We start from the raw sequence: 20,833 nt of genomic DNA on the forward strand, positions 1-20,833 counted from the left end.
TAAAGAATAGCTTTTTCTTATTAGTCTTATACTATAACATTATATATTTTTATAATTAATGTGTGAAACCATATGCACCTTTTTTAGTTTCTCTATCTTGAAGTACACGAGCTTTATTAAGAGCTTCAATACCATCTTTAATGTCTTGCATTAATTGTTCTGCCATATTATGACCAAGGTCAGCACGACATACAATACGTTGAATTATTACATCTTGTAAGTTTTCTGGTAATGGATAAGCAGGTACTTGCCATCCCTTCATTAATAGTCTATCTGCTAAATCGTATAATGTCCATTCTACATTAGCATCTTCTTTTAATTTAAAGCATACTATTGGTAAGTTTGATCCATCATTATATATTTCAAATAATCCCATATTTTCTATTTCTTTTGCTAAGTACATAGCTACATCTTTTGTTCTTTGATGTATTTGTCTATATCCTTCAAATCCATATCTTAAGAAATTATAATATTGACCTATGATTTGACTTGCACTTCTTGAGAAGTTAATAGCCATTGTTGGTAATTTACCACCTAAGTAACTTACTTCAAATACTAATTCTTTTGGTAAGTATTGTTCATCTTTCCACATTACCCAACCTATTCCTGGATAAACAAGTCCATATTTATGACCTGATGTACTGATTGAAACAACATTTTTTAATCTAAAATCCCATTCTAAATCTGGTTCAATAAATGGTGCAAATAATCCACCTGAAGCACCATCAACGTGAATTGGCACTGATAATTTTGCTGTTTTATTGTATTCTTCTATTTTTGCATCTAATGCCTTAATATCATCATATTTACCAGTATAAGTTATACCAAGTATACCAACTACACCAATTGTATATTCATCAACATAGTCTAATACTTTATCTATATTTAAACTCATATGTGTTTCATCTAATGGAACTAATCTCATTTCAATATCCCAATATACACAGAATTTTTCCCAACAAACTTGGTATCCTGATGATACTACTAAATTTGGTTTCTTAGCCATAACATCAATACCAGCTGCCTTAGCTCTGTTTCTCCATCTAAACTTCATTGCCATACCACCTAGCATACAAGCTTCTGATGATCCAACTGTTGAAGTACCCATATATTTCATATTTTCTGGTGCATGCCATAAATCAGCAAGTATATTAACACATCTGTTTTCAAGTTCAGTTGTTTGTGGATATTCTGATTTATCTATTGCATTTTTTTCTAATGTTTCTGCCATAATTTTAGTTGCTTCTGGTTCCATATATGTTTGACAGAATGTAGCTAAATTTAATCTTGCATTACCTTCATCCATTAATTCATCTTTAACTAATCTATAAGCTATTCTTGGTTCTATTGGATTTTTATGAAGAGTATATCTTGGTAACTCAACATCTTCCTCTTCAGTACCAAATATAGGTGTTCTATAAGTATCCTTTAACTTTTTATCATCTCTACTAAATAACATAGTAAATGCCTCCTTAAATTTTTATTTTCTAGGTTATTTATTTGAGTGTTCATTGGTAAAGTAGCACTTTCTTTAATAATTTTTTAGTCACTTACCTTATCAATGAACACAAATAAGCTATTTTTAAGATTTTTTATCTTTATCCATATTACTTGATTGATTCATAATATCTTCTGGATCTGGATTAATTTGATGTTGTCCTCTTGCAATCGGAGGAACAAATTTATTAACTTCATTATATTTTAATGCAACTGGTTCTTTAATATTTTTGTGTTCACTCTTATCATGTAATGCATAAATTGCAAATGGTATTATTAATACTATTACAAAACCTATTATAAGTATTGCTTCATACTCTTTAGCACTAGCTGCATCTAATGATGCTGGTGGCACAAAAGATATAACAAATGCAAATATTGACATAATAAAGCCAACTATACTAATTATCATTTTTACAATTGTTCCACCTGGTATTTGATACGCTCTTTTTAAATTCTTTTTCTTCAATACTAAAATAAAGTATGCTATAAAGAAGAAGAAATAAGCTACTAAGTAAACGACGACTGTAAGTGACATTGCAGTTAAGAATGAAACGTTATTACCACCGCCTCCAAATGTTAAAACTGCTGCCCATATTGTACATAAAATACCTTGAACAATAATTAATGGAACTGGAACATTATGTTTATTAACTTTTCTAAATGTTTTTGGAAGAATTCCTTTTTGAGCTGCTACATATAAACCTCTTGATGGTCCAACAACCCATGAACTAACTTCTCCCATAACTCCAACTGCAATCATTAATGCTATAATTTTTACAAGCCAAGTTCCGTGAGTAGTAAAATGTCCTATTAAAGCTGCAAATGTTTGAATAACACCTGAACTTAAATTTAAATCTGATTGTGGTATAACTGCTGCAACAGATAAACCACCCATAGTATCTAAAACTATTGCACATATTACTAATAGTAACATTGCTAATGGATAATCTCTTTTTGGATTTTTCATTTCATTAGCATGAGTAGCTGAAGCTTCAACACCCATATAAGCTAAAATAAATGATACGAAAATAACTAATGTATTTAATTTTGTAAAGTCTGGAAAAAATGTTCCAGAACTAATCTTAACGTCTATAGGATTTCCTTGAGCTATATAAGCTATTGCTAATCCAAATAATATTATTGAAGGAATTATTATACCTATAATAAATCCTGCTTTAGCTATTTTTGCTGTATACTTTGTACCAGCTAATTGAGTAAATGTTAATGCCCAAAATACTATTAATACACCGATAAATTTAATTGTTGGATTTGTATTAAGTGCTGGGAAATCAAATACATAAGATAATGCTCCTAGTATAAAGTAAAGCATTGTTATAAAACCGATTGATATTTCAAAAAATTGAAATGCAATTGCTGCAAAACCAAATCTTTCACCTAAAGTGTTTCCAACCCAAGCGAAAACACCACCTTCTTGCCAACCTTCAACAGTTGCCATTTCAGCTGCGCATAATGCTACTGGTATAAACCATAAGAATCCACCTGCTAATAGATAAAATACTAAAGTGAATCCAGATGTTGCAAATGTTGGATACTCATATGAAGCCATAACCATTGACGCTGTTATTGCAAAGAACCCAAACAAACTTAATGACTTAGCACTATTTGCTTTTGATCCGTTGTCCATATTTACACGACCCTTCAATATTTCTTTTTTATTAACTCCGATTCTTAAATTTGTCGACAAGTTTAAGTAAAGTAGGAGCTTTGGAACTCTATTGTTCCTGTCCATGGCTAAAGTATATCAACTGGTTTTTTTAGTGTAAATATTTAAAATTATCCATATTATACTATAAAACCAATATATATCTTTTAATCTTTAATTTTTAAAAACTATTTTCCTCTTTATCTATTTTCCTTAATTTTTCTTAGTTTTTCATACCACTTTATTTTTATAAGATATTAAAAGCCTTGTGTTTAAGCCATTTTTCACATTTATTCTTGTTTTTTCCAATTTATGAATTTTAATATCATCTACAAATACCCTATTTTACAGCATTTCAAAACAATTAACCTTAATATTATTTTCAATTAATTACTATTTATTTATAATTGTTACTTTTTTCAATTTATAGACACATACTAAAGTTCTTTCTTACTAATTTGTTTACTTGTTTCTATTTTGTTAAACTAAATAGACTATTTTTCTATAAAAATACATATTTTTAAGGCTTTATTGCAAAAAAGAAAGCAGTATTTTTAATTTTTAAAATACTGCTTCAGATTCAAAAAATATTTATTTATATATTTCAAAATATTTTTTCTCTAAATAATCTATAAAATATTTTGAATTTAATTCTTCTCCACTTACTTTTAATATAATTTCACTTGGTGAATATAAGCTAGCATATTTATGAATATTTTCATTTAACCAATTATGAATTCCACTTAAATTTCCATTTGTTATATCAGAATACATATCTTTATAGTCTTTTTTCATAACTTCTAGCATTTGAGCTCCATATAGATTTCCTAATGCATAACTAGGGAAATAACCAAATGAGCCATCTGACCAATGTATATCTTGTAATATTCCTTCACTATCATTTGAAGGTTCTACACCTAAATATTCTTTATATTTTCTATTCCACTCTTCTTTAACATTATCTACATCTAAGCTTCCATTTATAAGAGCTTTTTCAATTTCATATCTTATTATTATATGAAGGCTATATGTTAATTCATCAGATTCAGTTCTTATTAAAGATGGTTTTACACAATTTATAGCTTCATAAAATTCATTTAAACTTATATCTTTAAATTGTTTAAATTCATATTTTGCAAATGGTAAAAAGTATTCCCAAAATTCTTTACTTCTTCCTATAATATTTTCATAAAATCTTGATTGTGATTCATGAATACTCATTGAGAGTGATGTATCTAATCCTGTTTTTTGGAATTCATCTGGAATATCTTGATCATATATTCCATGACCACCTTCATGTATACAACTAAATAATGCTGATGTAAAATCAGGTACATTATAGTTTGTTGTTATTCTTACATCCCTATTTCCAAAGCTAGTTGTAAAAGGATGCATACTTTCATCTAATCTTCCAGCTTCAAAGTCATATCCCATTTTATTTAATATAAATTTTGATAGTTTTTCTTGAGATTCTTTATTAAATTCTCCTAATAGGAAACTTTTATCTACAACTTTGCCACTAGCATCTATTTTATTAAGTATATTTATTATACCTTCTTTAAGTTCTCCAAAAACCTTATCAAGTTTTTTAACTGTTAGACCTTCTTCATATTTATTTAATAATGTATCGTATTTATTGTCCTTATATCCTAAATAATCAATAAATTCTTTTTGAAAATCTATTATTTTCTTTAAATGCGGTTTAAATATTTCAAAATCTTTTTTCTCTTTAGCTTCTTCCCATGCACTTTCTGAAAGTGCTTGAGCTACTACAAATTTTCTATATCTATCTTCTGGAATTTTCTTTGTTTCATCATATTCTTTTCTTGCATTTTTAATTATAGCTTTATCAATTTTATTTAATCCTTCAACATTTTCATCAAAAAATTTTAGTAATTCTCCCATCTTATCTGATGTTGTCATCTTAAATATTTCACCTGATAAATGTTCAATTATTTCTGAGCGTTGCTCTATAGCCTTTCTTGGCATTTTAGTTTGCATATCCCAATAGATAATTTCTAAAGCCCCCATTGTCTTATGTATATCTTTAATATACTCTTTTAATTCTTTTAACTTTTCTTCTATCATAGCCCCCAAGTCTCCTTATTTTAATATTCTTTATCAAAATACAGTACAGATTCAGTTTCTCTACAGTATTTTGTTATTATACATTCACTTAATTTTCTTGGACATTTAAAACATACACATTGTAAGTCATTTCCATTACAGTTACCGTTTCTTTTTTCTGGACATTCTAAACAGTTAACTCCAACTCCTGCTGCCATAAAATATTCACTCCTTCATTAATCTTATAATCTAATTATATCAAAGATATAAAAAATAAGTTAGAAACCATTAAGTCCTAACTTATTTTATAAATTCTATTATTTAATTTTACATTAACATATCTCTCTTAATAAATACAAAATGTGCAACTATATATGATAATATAATTGTTATAATCATTGTTATAACCCCAAGTTGTGGAGTAAAGTGTATATTATTATGATACATAAACGCTATATCACCGGTAATTACACTTGGTGTACTACCATAATTTAAGAATACATATTGTGCTATTTCTGAAATCTTTTCACTTACCATAGGTAATACTGTTGATGCAACTGATATAATTACTGAAACTGCCATTGTTATCATACTACTCTTAAATAATGCTGATATCATAAATACAAATGCACAACAAGCTATTATAAATAATACTTGTAATAAGAAACTTTGAAGTACATAGTCACCCATAGTTGATTGATACCCAGAACCTATAACTCTATCTATTTGTTTATAACCATTTCTAAGAAGTACTTCTTGATTAACTTGATATTTGATTCCAAGCTCTACTGGCATCTTTAAATCACTAAATCCAGTAAATGCCCCTACAATCCCAAAGGTTGCAATTTCCGCACCACATATCAATCCTACAACTGTTATTATTACAGCTATGAATTTTGATAATATAACTTTTGCTCTTGATATAGGCTGAACTAATAAAAATTTAACAGTAGCAGGTGTACATTCTCCTGAAACTATATCACTCATAAATACAGCTATACCTGCAACTAATATTACCATCCCTAATATAGTCATCCCTTGAATTGCTAAGTTTCCAGGATATAATTCCCATCTTTCAACTGGTTTTATATTATTATCTAATAAATATTGCTTATTTTCTATTTGTTGCTTTACACCTTGTATATATTCCTTATTTTCTTTTGTCTGATCAGCACCTTTTAATTCATTTTTTAAATTCGCAATTTCAGTTTTAACTGTTTCTCTCCAATCAACAGCTACACCAGTTGCTAATATTTTTTCTTGGTGCTTTCTTTCACTTTCTAATCTATCAATTTCACTTTTTAAAGATAAAATATGCTCTTCTTGTGATTTTATAACTTCTTTACTTTCTTTTCTAGATTTAAAATCATTTAATTGACTTGTTGCGTTTTTAAGTTCTTCTTTTTGCCAATTTAAATTATTATCTATCATTTCTATTTGACCTTGAGGAGATCTCCAATGTTCCATACCATCTGCATTTATCTTTTGAACTGCAACTAATCCAACCATTGATAAACAGAATAATCCAAATACTATCCAAGTTTTTCCTCTTTTAAACATCTTAATTAATTCATTCTTAACTAAGGTAAATAACATTATCTTATCCCCCCTTCAACAAGCTCCATGTACCTTTGTTCTAATCCTTCTCTATTTTTATAAACTTCTTCTACTGATACATTTTCTTTTACTAATATTTTTATAAGTTCTGGAGTTGTTCCTGAGTGAATAACTACATTTATTCTAGAGTCTAATATAGTTGAAGTTATTACAAAAGGCTGTTTTGTAAGTATTTCACAAACTTTCTTTTGCTCATCATTAATTATTAGTGTTATACTTTCTTTTTCTGTCCCCGTTACTGCTTCTTCCATATTTTCAACAGCTTTAATAACTCCATCATTTATGAAAGCAACGGTATCACATAATTGTTGAACTTCACTTAATATATGTGATGATATAAATACAGCCATTCCTCTTTCCCTTGCTGCTTTTTTTACTATTTCTCTAAAATCTATAATTCCTGATGGGTCTAATCCATTTGTAGGTTCATCTAATATTAATAATCTCGGATTTCCTATAAGTGCTGCTGCAAGTCCAAGTCTTTGCTTCATTCCTAGTGAGTACTTTTTAACCTTATCATTAATTCTATTTTCTAATCCTACAAGTTTTATTAAATCATCAACTTCATCTTTAGTTACTTTTCTTATTCTTGCAATTTGCATTAAGTTTTCTCTTCCAGAAAGGTACTTATAAAGTTCAGGATTTTCAACAACTGCTCCTACATCCCTTAATGCCTTCTCTTTATTCTTAAAAAGATCTTCTCCACATATCTTAACATCTCCAGAAGTAGGATTAATAAGTCCAACTAACATTCTTATTGTTGTTGTCTTACCAGCACCATTTGGTCCTAAAAATCCATATATTTCTCCTTCTTGTACTGTAAAGTTTAAATCTTTTATTATTTCACGTTTACCGATTATTTTTTTAAGATTTTTAACTTCTAAAACATTCATTTATTAACCTCCCTAGGATTTTCTATATTCTAATTGTAAACACAACTTCTTAATATAAATTAATATTAAATCTTATTAAATTCTTAACAATTCCTTAACTATATAATTATAATTTAAATGTTCCAAATAAAAAATAGAAAGACTGTAACTAAAAGATGATTTTTAATCATCTTTTAGTTGCAGTCTCTACTTATACATAAATCTTACTATTTTTTAATTATTATTCCCAGTAAGCATCTTCACCTAATAAAGTATCATCTAATCCTTTTATCTGTTCCTTCTTAGTAGTTCTAATTGGGAATATACTATCTATAACCTTAAGTATTATAAATGTTAATATAAATGAATAAACAGCAACTATTGCTACTCCTAATAATTGTATTAAAAATTGATGCATTCCACCTTGAATATGATTAATTGTAGCACTTGCAAATATACCAACTAATAAACTACCTGTAAGTCCTCCCATTCCATGAACTCCCCAAACATCAAGAGCATCATCCCATTTCATTTTATTTTTAAATTCAATACTTAAAAAACAAACTATAGGTCCTATTATTCCTATTATTATAGCCATCTTTGGATCAACATAGCCTGCACATGGAGTAATTGTAGCAAGTCCTGCAACTGAACCTGTAAGCAAATCTGTAAATAATAATTTTTTATTTATTATTATTGAAATTATCATCCAAACTACCATGGCAACTGCTGCAGCTATTGCTGTATTTATAAATGCTGCTGCTGCAACACTATCTGCTGCAAGTGAACCACCAGTATTAAATCCAAACCATCCAAACCATAATAAACCTGTACCTATTGCAACTATAACAAGATTATTAGGATTCATCTTTTCTCCTGATTTTATTGCTCTTTTTCCTAAATACATTACTGTAGCTAATGCTCCAAAACCTGCACTAACATGAATTACTGTTCCTCCAGCAAAATCTATAAAACCTAATTTGCTTAAAAAGCCTCCACCCCATACCCAATGGCATACTGGAATATATATTAATATAGTCCATATTATAAGTATAGTTATGTATCCTTTTAAATTAAGTCTATCTGCAAAAGCTCCTGTCATTAATGGAGCTGTTATTACTGCAAACATTAATTGATATGCAAAAAACATTACAAATGGTATTGTTGAACCATAAGTTGGATTTGGTGCCAATCCAACTGATTTCATCGCGAAAAATTGACTAATATTACCTATTACTCCTCCATGATCCGCTCCATAAGCTAAACTAAAACCTCCAAATATCCATATTACAGTTACTATACCCATTGATATGAAACATTGCATCATCATTATGACTACATTTTTTTTCCTGACTAATCCACCATAAAAAAATGCTAATCCAGGTGTCATTAAACATACTAATGCAGTACATATAATCATAAATGCAGTATTACCTGTATTTATTGCTGCCATAATATTATCTCCTTTCATAATTTAATTTCTAATCTATCATTTTGATAATATTTCAGCTCTTATTTTATAACTAAGATTTACTTTTGTAATATAAAAATAGAAATTTTTACAAACCTAATATAACGTTAAAACTAAAAAGTAATTAATTTGAATTTATGTATTTTTATTGATTTTAAATCTTATATAAAGTTACTATTTATTGAATTATAAAAACTATAATTTTATAATCTTCATTTTTTAGTAAATTTATGGAAAAAATCACCTAAAATTTATATATTCTTATACTTTTTTTATACTATTTCCTCAAAAAGTTACCATTTTAAAAATAAAGAAACATTTCTAAGATATTTATTACATTAAAACTAATATTATTTCTCATATATATTTTAAAAATACTTTTATTCTTTCTCATTAAACTTCTTTATTTCTCTTTATTTAAATCATTTTTTAATTTATAAATCTCTCATTTTATATAGATTTTTTTGTTTAATTTATTTTACATAATTATGTAAATATTCATTTTACGTTAATTGATTAGAAAATATTACAGTGCTATGCTTTAGCTATACGCCAAAGTATTGACGCAAATAAATCAAATATGAGGTGAATGTTATGAATATGAATAATATTAATTTAGAAACTCTAGTAGAAAAAAATAAAAAATATATAAAAGATGGACACGTTGCTACATACATACCAGCTCTTGCAAAAGTTAATCCTAACCAACTAGGTGTTTCAATTTATAACCTAGAAGATAATAAAGAATACTCATCAGGTGACTATGAAGTAAGATTTGCAATCGAAAGTATTTCTAAAGTTCCAACTTTAATACTTGCTATATTAGACAACGGAATTGAAAATGTATTTAAAGAAGTTGGTACTGAACCAACTGGCTTTGCATTTAATTCTATTATGAATATGCAAATAAATCATAGAAATAAACCAACTAATCCATTTATTAATGCAGGAGCCATTAAAGTAACTTCTCTTGTTAAAGATAAAGATACAGAAGAGCGTTCAGGCAGAATATTAAATTTTTTCAAAAAAATAATGGGCGATGACGGAATTACATTAGATACTGAAATTTATTTATCCGAAAAATCTACTGGAGATGTTAACAGATCTCTTGCTTACTATATGAAGGGAAATAATATGATTAAAGGAGATATTCCTGATATATTAGATTCTTATTTTAGACAATGTTCTATGTTAGTTACTGCAAAAGGTTTAGCAAGAATGGGAGCTGTACTTGCAAATGAAGGTGTTATGCCTTGGAATAATGAAAGATTATTCTCAATTGAAACAGCTACTGTTGTTAAATCATTAATGACTACTTGTGGATTATATGATGAATCTGGAACATTTTCAGTTCACGTTGGAGTTCCTTCAAAAAGTGGTGTAGGTGGAGGAATACTTTCAGCAGTTCCAAGTAAATGCGGAATAGGTTTATTTAGTCCTGCACTTGATGTTCCTGGTAATAGTGCTGCTAGTATAAAATTACTTAAAGATATAACTGATACATTAGAATTAGATATTTTCAGATAAAAAAAGTCTAACCTTTTTATAAAAAAGGTTAGGCTTTTTTTATTTATAAATTTTTATTTAGTATTAAGTTATCAATTGCTTTATCTTACATTAATTTAATAAAAAATACTCTATAAATTTTTATAGAGTATTTTTTATGTTCTATATTATAAAAACATTTGAAATAATATTATTGCTATTACACCTGGTATCCCAAATATACCTGCAACAAGTGCAGTTATAACATTAATTCCTATATATATACCAAAATGTACACCTATTAAATTAATGATATATAATAACACAACTCCACATATACCATTTATTAATAGTTTAAGTGGCCACTTTAATAGCTTTAAAAGAACATATAATATTACTAATCCTATTATTCCATAAATAATTAAATCAAGATTCATAATCTCACCCTCTTTATTTTTAAATTATATTTTATATATACATTAAAACATTTTTATTTATAACAGATTATTATATTAACCATTGTTATCATTCATTATAATAGACAACATTTATAATATTAATACATTTAATAAAAATATTGTTTTTATTTAACTTTTAAGTAACACTTTTTTCTAAACATCATACATTGTTATCATAAGAAGCTTTTCACTCATTCTCAAACAAAACTTCTAACTCCCATCTATATTAAGGGCTCTTTAGAGCCCTTCTTTTTATATTTGAGTTCTTCCCTGTAATGCCTTTGAAAGTGTAACCTCATCTGCGTACTCTAAATCTCCTCCAACTGGAATACCTGCAGCAATTCTTGTTACCTTAACATCTAATGGCTTAAGTATTTTTGCTATATACATAGCTGTAGCTTCGCCTTCAATATTAGGATTTGTCGCTATTATAACTTCTTTAATTTCTTCTCTCATTCTTGAAACTAATTCTCTTATTCTAATATCTTGAGGTCCTCTCCCTTGCATTGGTGAAAGATTTCCATGAAGTACATGATAAAGACCATTATATTCTTTAACTTTTTCCATAGTCATAATATCTTTTGGCTGTTCAACTACACATATAGTGCTTTTATCCCTACTTGGGTTACTACATATTGCACAAGGATCTGAATCAGTGAAGTTACCACAAACTGAACAATATTTTATTGTTCCTCTAGCTTTAACTAATGCATCAGCAAATTCTCTAACTTCATCTTCTGGTAAATTTAATACATGAAGTGTTAATCTCTGCGCTGTTTTTTTACCTATACTAGGTAATTTCGCGAATTCTTCTATTAATTTTTCTATTGTAACTGGATAAAATTCCATAAATATCTCCCCTTAAATTTATATAAATTTATTTTTACTTTTATTAATATACGTAAAACTATCTTTTAGTTTAATATAGTTTATAACTTTTAACAACTCATATATAAAAATTATAAAAAGCCAGCTAAAAGCTGGCTTTAAATCTACTTTTTTTAATTAAAATAATCCTGGTATGTTTAATCCACCAGTTACTTTACCCATTTGACTTGCAGTTTCTTGTTCTGCCTTTCTTAGAGCTTCATTTACTGCACTTAGTACTAAATCTTCTAACATTTCTATGTCATCTTCATCTACTACTTCTGGCTTTATGTTAATAGATAATATATCTTTTTTACCATTTGCAGTTACAGTTACAGCTCCGCCTCCAACTGATGCTACAAATTCTTTTTCTTCAAGCTCTTTTTGCATTTGCTCCATTTTCTTTTGCATTTGCTGTGCTTGTTTCATTAAGTTATTCATTCCTCCCATACCGCCTGGGAATCCACCTCTTGCCATATATATATCCTCCTTATAAATAGATTCTAACTTTAATTATATAGCATTTTCTTTTACATTACTATACATATAAACTCAGTATTTACTAGTATGCTTACTATTATAGGTATGTTTTTTATTTTATAATGTACCAATTAATATTAGTCTTTATTCATCAATAATATCTAAAAACTCTGATCCTATGACATCCGTTAAAACTTGCTCTGGATCTGAATTTTCTTTATGTTCATCAATTACAGTAAAGTGAACTCTTACTTTATTTCTTAATACTTCTGAGAAAACTTCATTTATAATTTTATTGTTTTCTGGTTTTTCTAATCTATTTTTATTAAATGAATATTGCTCATTATATTGAATAGTTATTACACCATTTTTACAATCAACAGGTCTTCCTGTTGTTATTGATGCATAAATTATCATTGCTCTTCTATTTTTAAATTCTTCTAATATATCTTTCCAAGCAGATTTAACTAATTGAATTGTCACATCATTTGAAAGATTTTCATCTTCCATCTCTACATTTTTTGAAACTGTAGTTTTTAAATTATCTAAATTTTTTGCTGTATTATTAGGTGCAACTTGATTGCTTCTAACATTATTTGCATTAACAACATTGGCAACTGGAACTTGAATCTTTCCTGATTTTAATGCTGCTTCTAATTTATTAATTCTACTAAGTATTACCTCATTTGATGTGTCATATTCTATTTTGCATATTTTAATTATTGCAAGCTCTAAATATAATCTTGCTTGTTTTGACATCTTTGCATTAATTTCTGCCTCTTGAAGTATTCTTATACTTCTCATTATTTCTTCAACTCTTATTCTATCACCTTGCTCTTTTACTAAAGCAATATTTTCAAGTGACATATCAAGAACTTCTTCTGGATTATTTGTAACTTTAATCATTAAAAGATTTCTATAATGTGCTATTAAATCTTTTATAAATAAAAATACATCCTTACCTGCAAATACTATTTTATCAATTATAGTCATAGCTTTTTCTATATTTCTCTCTATAGTTGCAGATGTTAAATCAAATAAGTATTCATTAGTAACTAATCCAAGCATTGATACTAGCTCTTCATAGTCTACATTTCCATCACCCATAGCAATAGCTTGATCTAATATACTTAAAGAGTCTCTCATTGCTCCATCTGAAACTCTTGCAATAAGATCTAAACTTTTATCATCTGCAAAAACTCCTTTATCTTCTACAATAGTTCTAAGTCTTCCTGTTATTTCTGAATTATTTATTCTCTTAAAGTCAAATCTTTGACATCTTGAAAGAATTGTTATTGGAAGCTTTTGAGGATCTGTTGTTGCAAGTATAAATATTACATTTGCTGGTGGTTCTTCTAAAGTTTTAAGGAATGCATTAACGGCTCCAGTTGATAACATATGAACCTCATCCATTATATAAACTTTATATTTAGCTTCTTGTGGTGGATATTTAGAATCATCTATAATATCTCTAATTTTATCTACACCATTGTTTGAAGCTGCATCTAGTTCTGTAACATCAATTGCTAAGCCTTCATTTATTTTTTTACACATATCACATTCATTACAAGGCTCACCATCTTTAAGGTTTAAACAATTTAATGCTTTTGCAAATACTTTTGCAGTAGAAGTTTTACCTGTACCTCTTGTTCCACAAAAAAGGTACGCATGGGCTATTCTGTCATTTAATATTTGATTTTTTAATGTTGTTGTTATATGTTCTTGACCTACTACATCATCAAATGTTTTCGGTCTCCATTCTCTATATAACGCTGTATATGCCAAGGGCTTTCCACCTCTTTTTCTAAAGTTAAACTTAAATTAATTATACAATAAATATATTAATAAAACTACGGATAAACAGTTATTAGTAATTATGCCCCTTTATTAAGGTTTTCAATAAAATATTATATTTTTTATGTTAAATAACATAATATTTTTTTAAATTTAGTTTACATATAATAAAATCAAATACTTTAATGCTAATATAGTTATATAAAATAATTGAGGTGATTAACATGAAAAAAAAATTACTTCCTATGCAAAAAAGTCATCTAATATATTTTGTAGTAGGATTAATAGTTGCAATATTTTCTGCTATATTTATTTATTATTCAGTTTCAAATAATTATTTAATAAACTTTAATCCTAAAAGATTAAAAGATTTTGCAAAATCACTTGCAACAATAGCTGAAATAGGATTTTTCTTAGCAATTGGTTTATTTGTTCTTAGATTTATAATTAAAAATTTAAATCAAAAAGGAGTAACCATATTAGATAAAGGATTAAATAAAATTCATATAGATATTCCAAAAGAAGTTCAAAGTGAATTTTTAGAAAGTACTATATTAGCAAAGGTTAGAAAATTTTTATTAAGCATATCCAAAATTTTTCAAAGATTTCATATAATAATAGTTTTATTAGCTCTTTCAATAATAATAATTCATGCTTATATATTCTTGCATTTAGGATTTAAGTGGACTATTGGATATATTCTTGGAGTTTTAACTCTTATTGATTTAGCCTTAATGCTTATAACAGGTATATTTAGAATCTTTAATAAAAGCATCCATGCTCACAAAGGACTTGGCATAATTTTTATAATATTAATGTGCTTACACATAGCATTAGTTTAATTTTAAACTAATGCTTTTTTATTTTTTATAGTTTTTATTTTTTAACTATTTCCTACTAATAATATGATAAAATAATATGAAATGAAACGAGAGGAGATTTTTTAAATGAGCTTATACGATAATCAATATCTTGACATTGTAGAAAAAATTTTAGAAAACGGATATTATGACCAAAATAGAACTGGGGTGGCTACATACAAACTTCCACATCAAATAATGCAATTTGATTTAGAAAAGGAATTCCCTATTCTTACAACTAAATTCGTAGCTTTTAAAACTGCAGTTAAAGAACTTTTATGGATATATAAAGACCAATCAAATAGCGTTAAAAAGCTTCAAGAGCAAAACGTTAAGATTTGGAACGAATGGATGATGGATGACGGAACTATCGGTACATCATATGGATGGGTTGTTAAAAAATTTAATCAACTTGATAATTTAATAGATGCATTAAAAAATAACCCACAAGATAGAAGAATGATGATTAACTTATGGCAAATACCATACTTAGATACTGGTGCACTTCACCCATGCTGTTTCCTTACAATGTGGGATGTAACTGATGGAAGATTAAACTGTATGCTTGTACAACGTTCAGGAGATATTCCTCTAGGTGTTCCATTTAATACTAGTCAATATGCAGTACTTGTTCATCTTATAGCACAAGTAACAGGATTAAAACCAGGATTATTTACTCATGTTATAAATAATGCACATATTTATGAAAATCAAATTGAAGGAATGAAAATTCAATTATCAAGAAGAAATCAAGCATTTGAAGCTCCAAAACTATGGATAAACCCAGAAATAAAAGACTTCTATGATTTTACTCCAGATGATATAAAATTAGAAAACTATGAGCATCATCCTGCTATTAAAATGGAGGTATCTGTTTAATGTTATCTATAATAGTTGCAATAGCATCTAATAATGCAATAGGTAAAGATAATTCTCTTTTATGGCATATTTCTGAAGACTTAAAAAGATTTAAAGAAATAACATCAGGACATAAAATACTTATGGGAAGAAAAACTTTTGAATCTCTTCCAGGTATTTTACCAAATAGAGAACATATAATTCTAACTAGAGATAAAAACTTTAATTTAGATTCTGATAAAGTAACTGTTATCAATAATATTGAGGATGCTATCAAATTTTATAAAAATTCTGATGAAGAAGTTTTTATAATAGGTGGTGGAGAAATCTATAAACAATTCCTTAAATACGCAAATAAACTTTACTTAACAAAAGTTAATAAAGATTTTGATGCAGATACATTTTTTCCACAAATAAACTTGGATGAATGGGAAGTTATCCACAATTCAGAAACAAAAGTGGATGAAAAAAGTGGATTAAATTTTGAATTCATTGATTTTCTAAGAAAATAATTTTTTAAATAAATTAAATTAATTTAAGTGCGCCTCAAATTATATGGTTTTTTATATAATTTTAAGGTGCATTTTTTATAAAAATATTAGCCATATAAAGAAACTAAAAATAAAAAATTTATTTATAAACAAGAAAAAGAGGGTTACTTGCTCTTGGATGCAAGTTGCCCTCTCTTTCTTATCCTATTGTTTTTGTCCTATATTGTTAATCCTATTGAAGAGTAACCAAAATTAATTATTTACTGAATATATGTATTCTATCTTGAATATATGTATTCTCACGTTCAAAATAACATTAAAAAACCGTGCACCTCGCTTCGACAGTAGCTTATATGCGTTACCTATGCAGTTAGCTCAGGCCAGATTGATCCACGGCACACGGAAGGAACCACTTATTGCTGCTTCCTTCCGGACCTGACAAGGTTCATGGGCTCCCGTTGCGTGGGACCCAGCCATCAACACCACTTACATAGGGCAGGCCATACAAGCTAAAGCCTCCCCGAGGAATTCGATCCTGCTGTAGCGGATTGCAGGTTACAGGGCACCGCTAACTCCCCATCTAGCACGGTCTGGCGGAGAGAGTGGGATTTGAACCCACGGTAGAGTTTCCCCTACACACGCGTTCCAGGCGTGCTCCTTCGACCACTCGGACATCTCTCCAGATCAAAAACTTAAGCTTAAATAGTTTAACCTATCCAAATCTTAATATACAAAGTGTATTATAAACATATTAACTTTTAATACTGTTTCATTCTATCATAAATGTTATTTTAGTTCAATAGAAACATTTTCTTTATTAGTAAGCCTAATTATATAAAGAGATTAAACTTATACATAATATTATTTTTTATCATCTTCTGTTTTATTTAAGTCCTTATCTCTCATTTCTTTTTCTTCCTTAAACATTTGTTTTTTCATTTGTCCATTTATAAGTAAAATAGGCATTAAAAATACAAACAAAGCTATTCTTATTACTCCCGTTTTAGCAACAAATATTATACAAATAAGTACTATTAATTCTATTACGGTTAGTACATTAGATATTTTTCTCATTTCCATATTGTATTCCCCTAACTAAAAATATTTACTTTAAATTATATCAAATAATTGTTAAGTATATATAAATAAAAGCTAATCTATTATATATAGATTAGCTTTTATTTAATACTATTTTTAGAAAATATACTAACCTAATTAGAAAACGTTTTCTAATAATGTATAATTAATTTATTAAACTATTTAAGCCATAAACTAAATAGAATACCGGCTACTACTAATATTAATGCTCCACCTAATCTTGTAGCAATTTGTGCATAAGCCATTAAATTCATTCTTTTAGCTGCACCTAATATTTCTAAGTCTCCTGAACCACCTCTATTAACGTGACATAATCCAGCTGCTATTGATGCTTCTATTGGATAAAATCCAAATATTTTTGATGTAATCCAAGGACCTACTATAGCTCCAACAACTGCAAATAATGATATTACAATAGTTGTTAAATTAAATGAATGTAATAACTCTCCAAAATCAACCATTGCTATTCCAACACCTGCTATTAACACATAAAATAAATTTCCTACCATAAACTTTTGAACTTGCTTTGCTCCAACTCTTATATTTTCTGGAACTATATTTAATGCACAAGCTATTAATACAAACACAACCATATATGCAAATGGATGTATTACTATTCCCCCTATTGTTGGGAAAAATCCTTTTCCAAATAAATTAGCTAAGCAATAAAATGCTAATGTTATAAATAATCCAGCTGCTGCATCTTCAAAAGTAGCTTTTATATTAACTTTTTCTGATTTTGCATTAGCACTACCTTTTATTAATTCACCATGACCTGTCCATTGTGGTTTTTTATTACCTATACCATTTAAAATTGCACCTGCAATTATAGCTATAATATTTGCAATTGTAAGTATTGCCATAGCTGATGAATACCATATCTTTGGATCTTTTCCTGTAACTTGTCCCCAAATTTGGCTCATAGGTATTGCTCCAGCTCCATTACCACCACCCATTATTGGAAGTGCATAATTTAATATTACTTCTTTAGGTGATACTCCTGTTATTAATCCACCAATTACTGCTCCACCTGCTGCTGTAAGTGTTGCTATAAGTACCATTGGAATAAATCCACCAATTGTTTTTGCTAAAAACTTTCTATCAATAGATAATAAAGCTCCACAAATCATTATAGATATGTATAATTCTAAGAAACCACTATCAAAAAGTTGTTTTACATTTTTAACGTAAACAGTAGGTATAAGTCCTATATAAACAGCATATGATGTTGCTAAAAATGCAAGTATAGCTCCACCACCAAGGTAATCTTTCCAAATTGGTATTGAATCACCAATTTTACCCAAAACTATTCCTGATGTAAATACTAAAAATATACTTCCGACCATGTCTTTAGGTAATGATTTAGTTTCTATACCTAAAATAATTATAATTGCTCCAACAAGGAATAATGGCATAGGTATTCCAAAAAAACTTATTTTAAAAAACTTTTTTATAATTCCATCACCATGATCGCTTGTTTTATTTTTGCTTTGTATTTCCATATAACTTTCCTCCTTAAATACCTTTTATCTTAAATATAGTCTTACTGTTTCTGAAACTGCTTTGACTATATCACCCTCAAATACACCTGGTATAATTTTATCTTTTGTAGGATTTTCTACTAATGAAGCTAAATTCTTTGCAATAGCAATCATAAGATCATAACTTACTTCTTTAGCATTAGCTTCTAAAAGTCCTTTAAATAATCCTGGGAAAACTAATATGTTATTTATTTGATTTGGATAAGCTGGTCCACCTGTAGCTATTATAGCGGCACCTGCTTCTTTTGCTATTTCTGGTTTAATTTCTGGTGTAGGATTTGCAAGAGCAAATATGATTGGATCCTTACTCATAGTCTTTACCATATCAAAAGTTAAAACATTTCCTTCTGATAAACCTATAAATACATCTGCACCTTTAATTACATCTTCTAATTGACCTTTTATATGATTTGGATTTGTTATTTTTGCTATTTCTTGTTGAGGTTTATTTAATGTTTCATCTCCGCATACTAATGAACCATTTTTATCAACTAAAATTATATCTTTTATTCCTGCTTCATTTAATAATTTAGCAGTTGCTATTCCTGAAGCTCCAGCTCCTAATAATACAATTTTTAATGAATTAAAATCTTTATTTACAATCTTTGAAGCATTATACAATGCTGCTAATACAGCAATAGCAGTTCCATGTTGATCATCATGATAAACTGGTATATCTAGCTCTTTTTTTAGCATATCCTCTATATAAAAACATTCTGGTGCTTTTATATCCTCTAAATGTATTCCACTAAAACTATGAGCTATATTTTTTATTGTTTTTACTAATTCATCTCTTCCAACTTGATCTATACATAAAGGAATTGCATTTACTCCAGCTAATTGCTTATAAACTAAAGCTTTCGCTTCAACTATTGGAAATCCTGCCAATGTACCAATATTACCAAGCCCTAATACTGCTGTTCCATCAGTTATTACTGCTATTGAATTTCCTGTTGATGTTAATTTTCTTACACTGTTAGGATGATGTTCAACTTCTTTACAAACAGTTGATACTCCTGGTGTATATATTTGTGATAAATCTTCTTTATTCTTAATATCAAAATTTGAATTTATACTAATTAACCCATGTGCTAACTCACGTGTTTTTAATATCTCCTCTTTAGTCATATTAAAATACCTCTTTTCTAAATTTATACCAAATTTTTATTCAAAACCATGTTCAATATTATTTAAAATTTATATACACTTTTCCTTATATTCATTTATTAAATCATTTATAAAAGCTGTTAGTTCTTCTACTGAATGTTTTCTACTTCTTCCACATTCAACCGCGTCATTATTACATAGAAGGCATTTTCTTTTTGGCATACCTATATCTTCTCTACTTATTTTCAATAAATTTTTATAGAAAATATCTATATCAAACAATCTTCCTAAAGGATGTTCTTCTTCTAATTTAGCTGTTAACTCTTTAATCTCTTCTGGAGATTTATTTATTAAAAAATAAGCTTCGAATCCTGATGGACGTTCTACCTTATTTAGTGCTTTAGCATTTAGAATATTTTCTAATGATAAAACACCTTCAGAAAATGTAAAGCGATAATTATCACTTAATTTATAAGGGCCTGGACTATTAACAGTAAAGCACACTATAGTCTCTTTATTTTCTTCATTTAATTTTTTTATAAAAACTGCTCTCTCTTCTCGTCCTCTTAATATTTCATGTAGCAATTTGTTTTCAGCTCTCATA

19 protein-coding genes, 1 tRNA gene and 1 other RNA gene are annotated in these 20,833 nt (G+C 27.9%); 4 read left to right on the top strand and 17 right to left on the bottom strand.

Annotated features, from left to right (window positions below; translation table 11 throughout):
* Window positions 1-55 precede the first annotated feature (55 nt).
* The 7 genes from O212_RS0105925 to O212_RS0105955 form a co-directional block, all read right to left on the bottom strand.
* Complete coding sequence (locus tag O212_RS0105925; protein ID WP_024614213.1) at window positions 56-1,459, bottom strand: glutamate decarboxylase; 1,404 nt, start codon at window positions 1,457-1,459, stop codon at window positions 56-58.
* Between the two features lie 123 nt (window positions 1,460-1,582).
* Entirely contained in the window at window positions 1,583-3,145 is a 1,563-nt protein-coding gene (gene gadC, locus O212_RS0105930; RefSeq protein ID WP_029699211.1) for a glutamate:gamma-aminobutyrate antiporter, read from the bottom strand.
* 609 nt (window positions 3,146-3,754) lie between these two features.
* The gene (locus O212_RS0105935; RefSeq protein WP_029699212.1) at window positions 3,755-5,251 is read right to left on the bottom strand and encodes a carboxypeptidase M32; all 1,497 of its coding nucleotides are present in this window, start codon (window positions 5,249-5,251) and stop codon (window positions 3,755-3,757) included.
* Between the two features lie 20 nt (window positions 5,252-5,271).
* On the bottom strand, window positions 5,272-5,448 hold the full coding sequence (locus O212_RS16835) for a hypothetical protein (RefSeq protein ID WP_024614216.1): 177 nt from the start codon (window positions 5,446-5,448) through the stop codon (window positions 5,272-5,274).
* A gap of 109 nt (window positions 5,449-5,557) precedes the next feature.
* Entirely contained in the window at window positions 5,558-6,826 is a 1,269-nt protein-coding gene (locus O212_RS0105945) for an ABC transporter permease (RefSeq protein WP_024614217.1), read from the bottom strand.
* Window positions 6,826-7,740, bottom strand: a complete 915-nt coding sequence (locus O212_RS0105950) for an ABC transporter ATP-binding protein (RefSeq protein ID WP_024614218.1) — start codon at window positions 7,738-7,740, stop codon at window positions 6,826-6,828. Before O212_RS0105950 ends, O212_RS0105945 begins: the two co-directional genes overlap by 1 nt.
* Before the next feature lie 220 nt (window positions 7,741-7,960).
* Window positions 7,961-9,172: an ammonium transporter gene (locus O212_RS0105955; RefSeq protein WP_024614219.1), complete on the bottom strand. Its 1,212-nt coding sequence runs from the start codon at window positions 9,170-9,172 to the stop codon at window positions 7,961-7,963.
* A 618-nt stretch (window positions 9,173-9,790) separates the two neighbouring features.
* Here O212_RS0105955 and glsA point away from each other — a divergent pair.
* Complete coding sequence (gene glsA, locus O212_RS0105960) at window positions 9,791-10,717, top strand: glutaminase A (protein WP_024614220.1); 927 nt, start codon at window positions 9,791-9,793, stop codon at window positions 10,715-10,717.
* A gap of 146 nt (window positions 10,718-10,863) precedes the next feature.
* Here the strand turns inward: glsA and O212_RS0105965 are convergent, their stop codons facing one another.
* The 4 genes from O212_RS0105965 to dnaX all read right to left on the bottom strand — a co-directional run bounded on the left by O212_RS0105965 (window position 10,864) and on the right by dnaX (window position 14,265).
* Window positions 10,864-11,112, bottom strand: coding sequence for a pro-sigmaK processing inhibitor BofA family protein (locus tag O212_RS0105965; protein WP_024614221.1), 249 nt, complete (start codon window positions 11,110-11,112; stop codon window positions 10,864-10,866).
* Window positions 11,113-11,385: 273 nt separating this feature from the next.
* Complete coding sequence (recR, locus tag O212_RS0105970) at window positions 11,386-11,982, bottom strand: recombination mediator RecR (protein ID WP_024614222.1); 597 nt, start codon at window positions 11,980-11,982, stop codon at window positions 11,386-11,388.
* A gap of 156 nt (window positions 11,983-12,138) precedes the next feature.
* Window positions 12,139-12,477: a YbaB/EbfC family nucleoid-associated protein gene (locus O212_RS0105975; RefSeq protein WP_024614223.1), complete on the bottom strand. Its 339-nt coding sequence runs from the start codon at window positions 12,475-12,477 to the stop codon at window positions 12,139-12,141.
* A gap of 147 nt (window positions 12,478-12,624) precedes the next feature.
* A complete protein-coding gene (gene dnaX / locus O212_RS0105980) occupies window positions 12,625-14,265 on the bottom strand; it encodes a DNA polymerase III subunit gamma/tau (RefSeq protein ID WP_024614224.1) in 1,641 nt (546 codons plus the stop codon).
* 233 nt (window positions 14,266-14,498) lie between these two features.
* On the opposite strand from dnaX, the gene O212_RS0105985 reads away from it, so the two are divergent.
* From O212_RS0105985 to O212_RS0105995, 3 genes are all read left to right on the top strand, one after another.
* Entirely contained in the window at window positions 14,499-15,116 is a 618-nt protein-coding gene (locus tag O212_RS0105985; RefSeq protein WP_024614225.1) for a hypothetical protein, read from the top strand.
* A 105-nt stretch (window positions 15,117-15,221) separates the two neighbouring features.
* Window positions 15,222-16,013 carry a thymidylate synthase gene (locus tag O212_RS0105990; protein WP_024614226.1) on the top strand — a complete coding sequence of 264 codons (792 nt, stop codon included), beginning with the start codon at window positions 15,222-15,224 and terminating at the stop codon, window positions 16,011-16,013.
* Window positions 16,013-16,504, top strand: a complete 492-nt coding sequence (locus O212_RS0105995) for a dihydrofolate reductase (protein WP_024614227.1) — start codon at window positions 16,013-16,015, stop codon at window positions 16,502-16,504. The genes O212_RS0105990 and O212_RS0105995 overlap by 1 nt, the downstream gene beginning before the upstream one ends.
* Before the next feature lie 303 nt (window positions 16,505-16,807).
* Here O212_RS0105995 and ffs read toward each other — a convergent pair.
* The 6 genes from ffs to citX all read right to left on the bottom strand — a co-directional run bounded on the left by ffs (window position 16,808) and on the right by citX (window position 20,832).
* An RNA gene (gene ffs / locus O212_RS16380) (signal recognition particle sRNA large type) lies at window positions 16,808-17,072 on the bottom strand.
* Window positions 17,073-17,074: 2 nt separating this feature from the next.
* A tRNA-Ser gene (locus O212_RS0106000) sits at window positions 17,075-17,164 on the bottom strand.
* Between the two features lie 180 nt (window positions 17,165-17,344).
* A complete protein-coding gene (locus tag O212_RS0106005; protein WP_024614228.1) occupies window positions 17,345-17,563 on the bottom strand; it encodes a hypothetical protein in 219 nt (72 codons plus the stop codon).
* Between the two features lie 176 nt (window positions 17,564-17,739).
* Entirely contained in the window at window positions 17,740-19,083 is a 1,344-nt protein-coding gene (locus O212_RS0106010) for a 2-hydroxycarboxylate transporter family protein (protein WP_024614229.1), read from the bottom strand.
* 24 nt (window positions 19,084-19,107) lie between these two features.
* A complete protein-coding gene (locus O212_RS0106015; RefSeq protein WP_024614230.1) occupies window positions 19,108-20,250 on the bottom strand; it encodes an NADP-dependent malic enzyme in 1,143 nt (380 codons plus the stop codon).
* A gap of 69 nt (window positions 20,251-20,319) precedes the next feature.
* Window positions 20,320-20,832 (bottom strand): citrate lyase holo-[acyl-carrier protein] synthase, encoded by a 513-nt coding sequence (gene citX / locus O212_RS0106020; RefSeq protein ID WP_024614231.1) that lies wholly within the window; start codon window positions 20,830-20,832, stop codon window positions 20,320-20,322.
* Window position 20,833 lies beyond the last annotated feature (1 nt).

The sequence above is a fragment of the Clostridium sp. Ade.TY genome (assembly GCF_000498355.1).
Lineage (GTDB): Bacteria > Bacillota > Clostridia > Clostridiales > Clostridiaceae > Clostridium.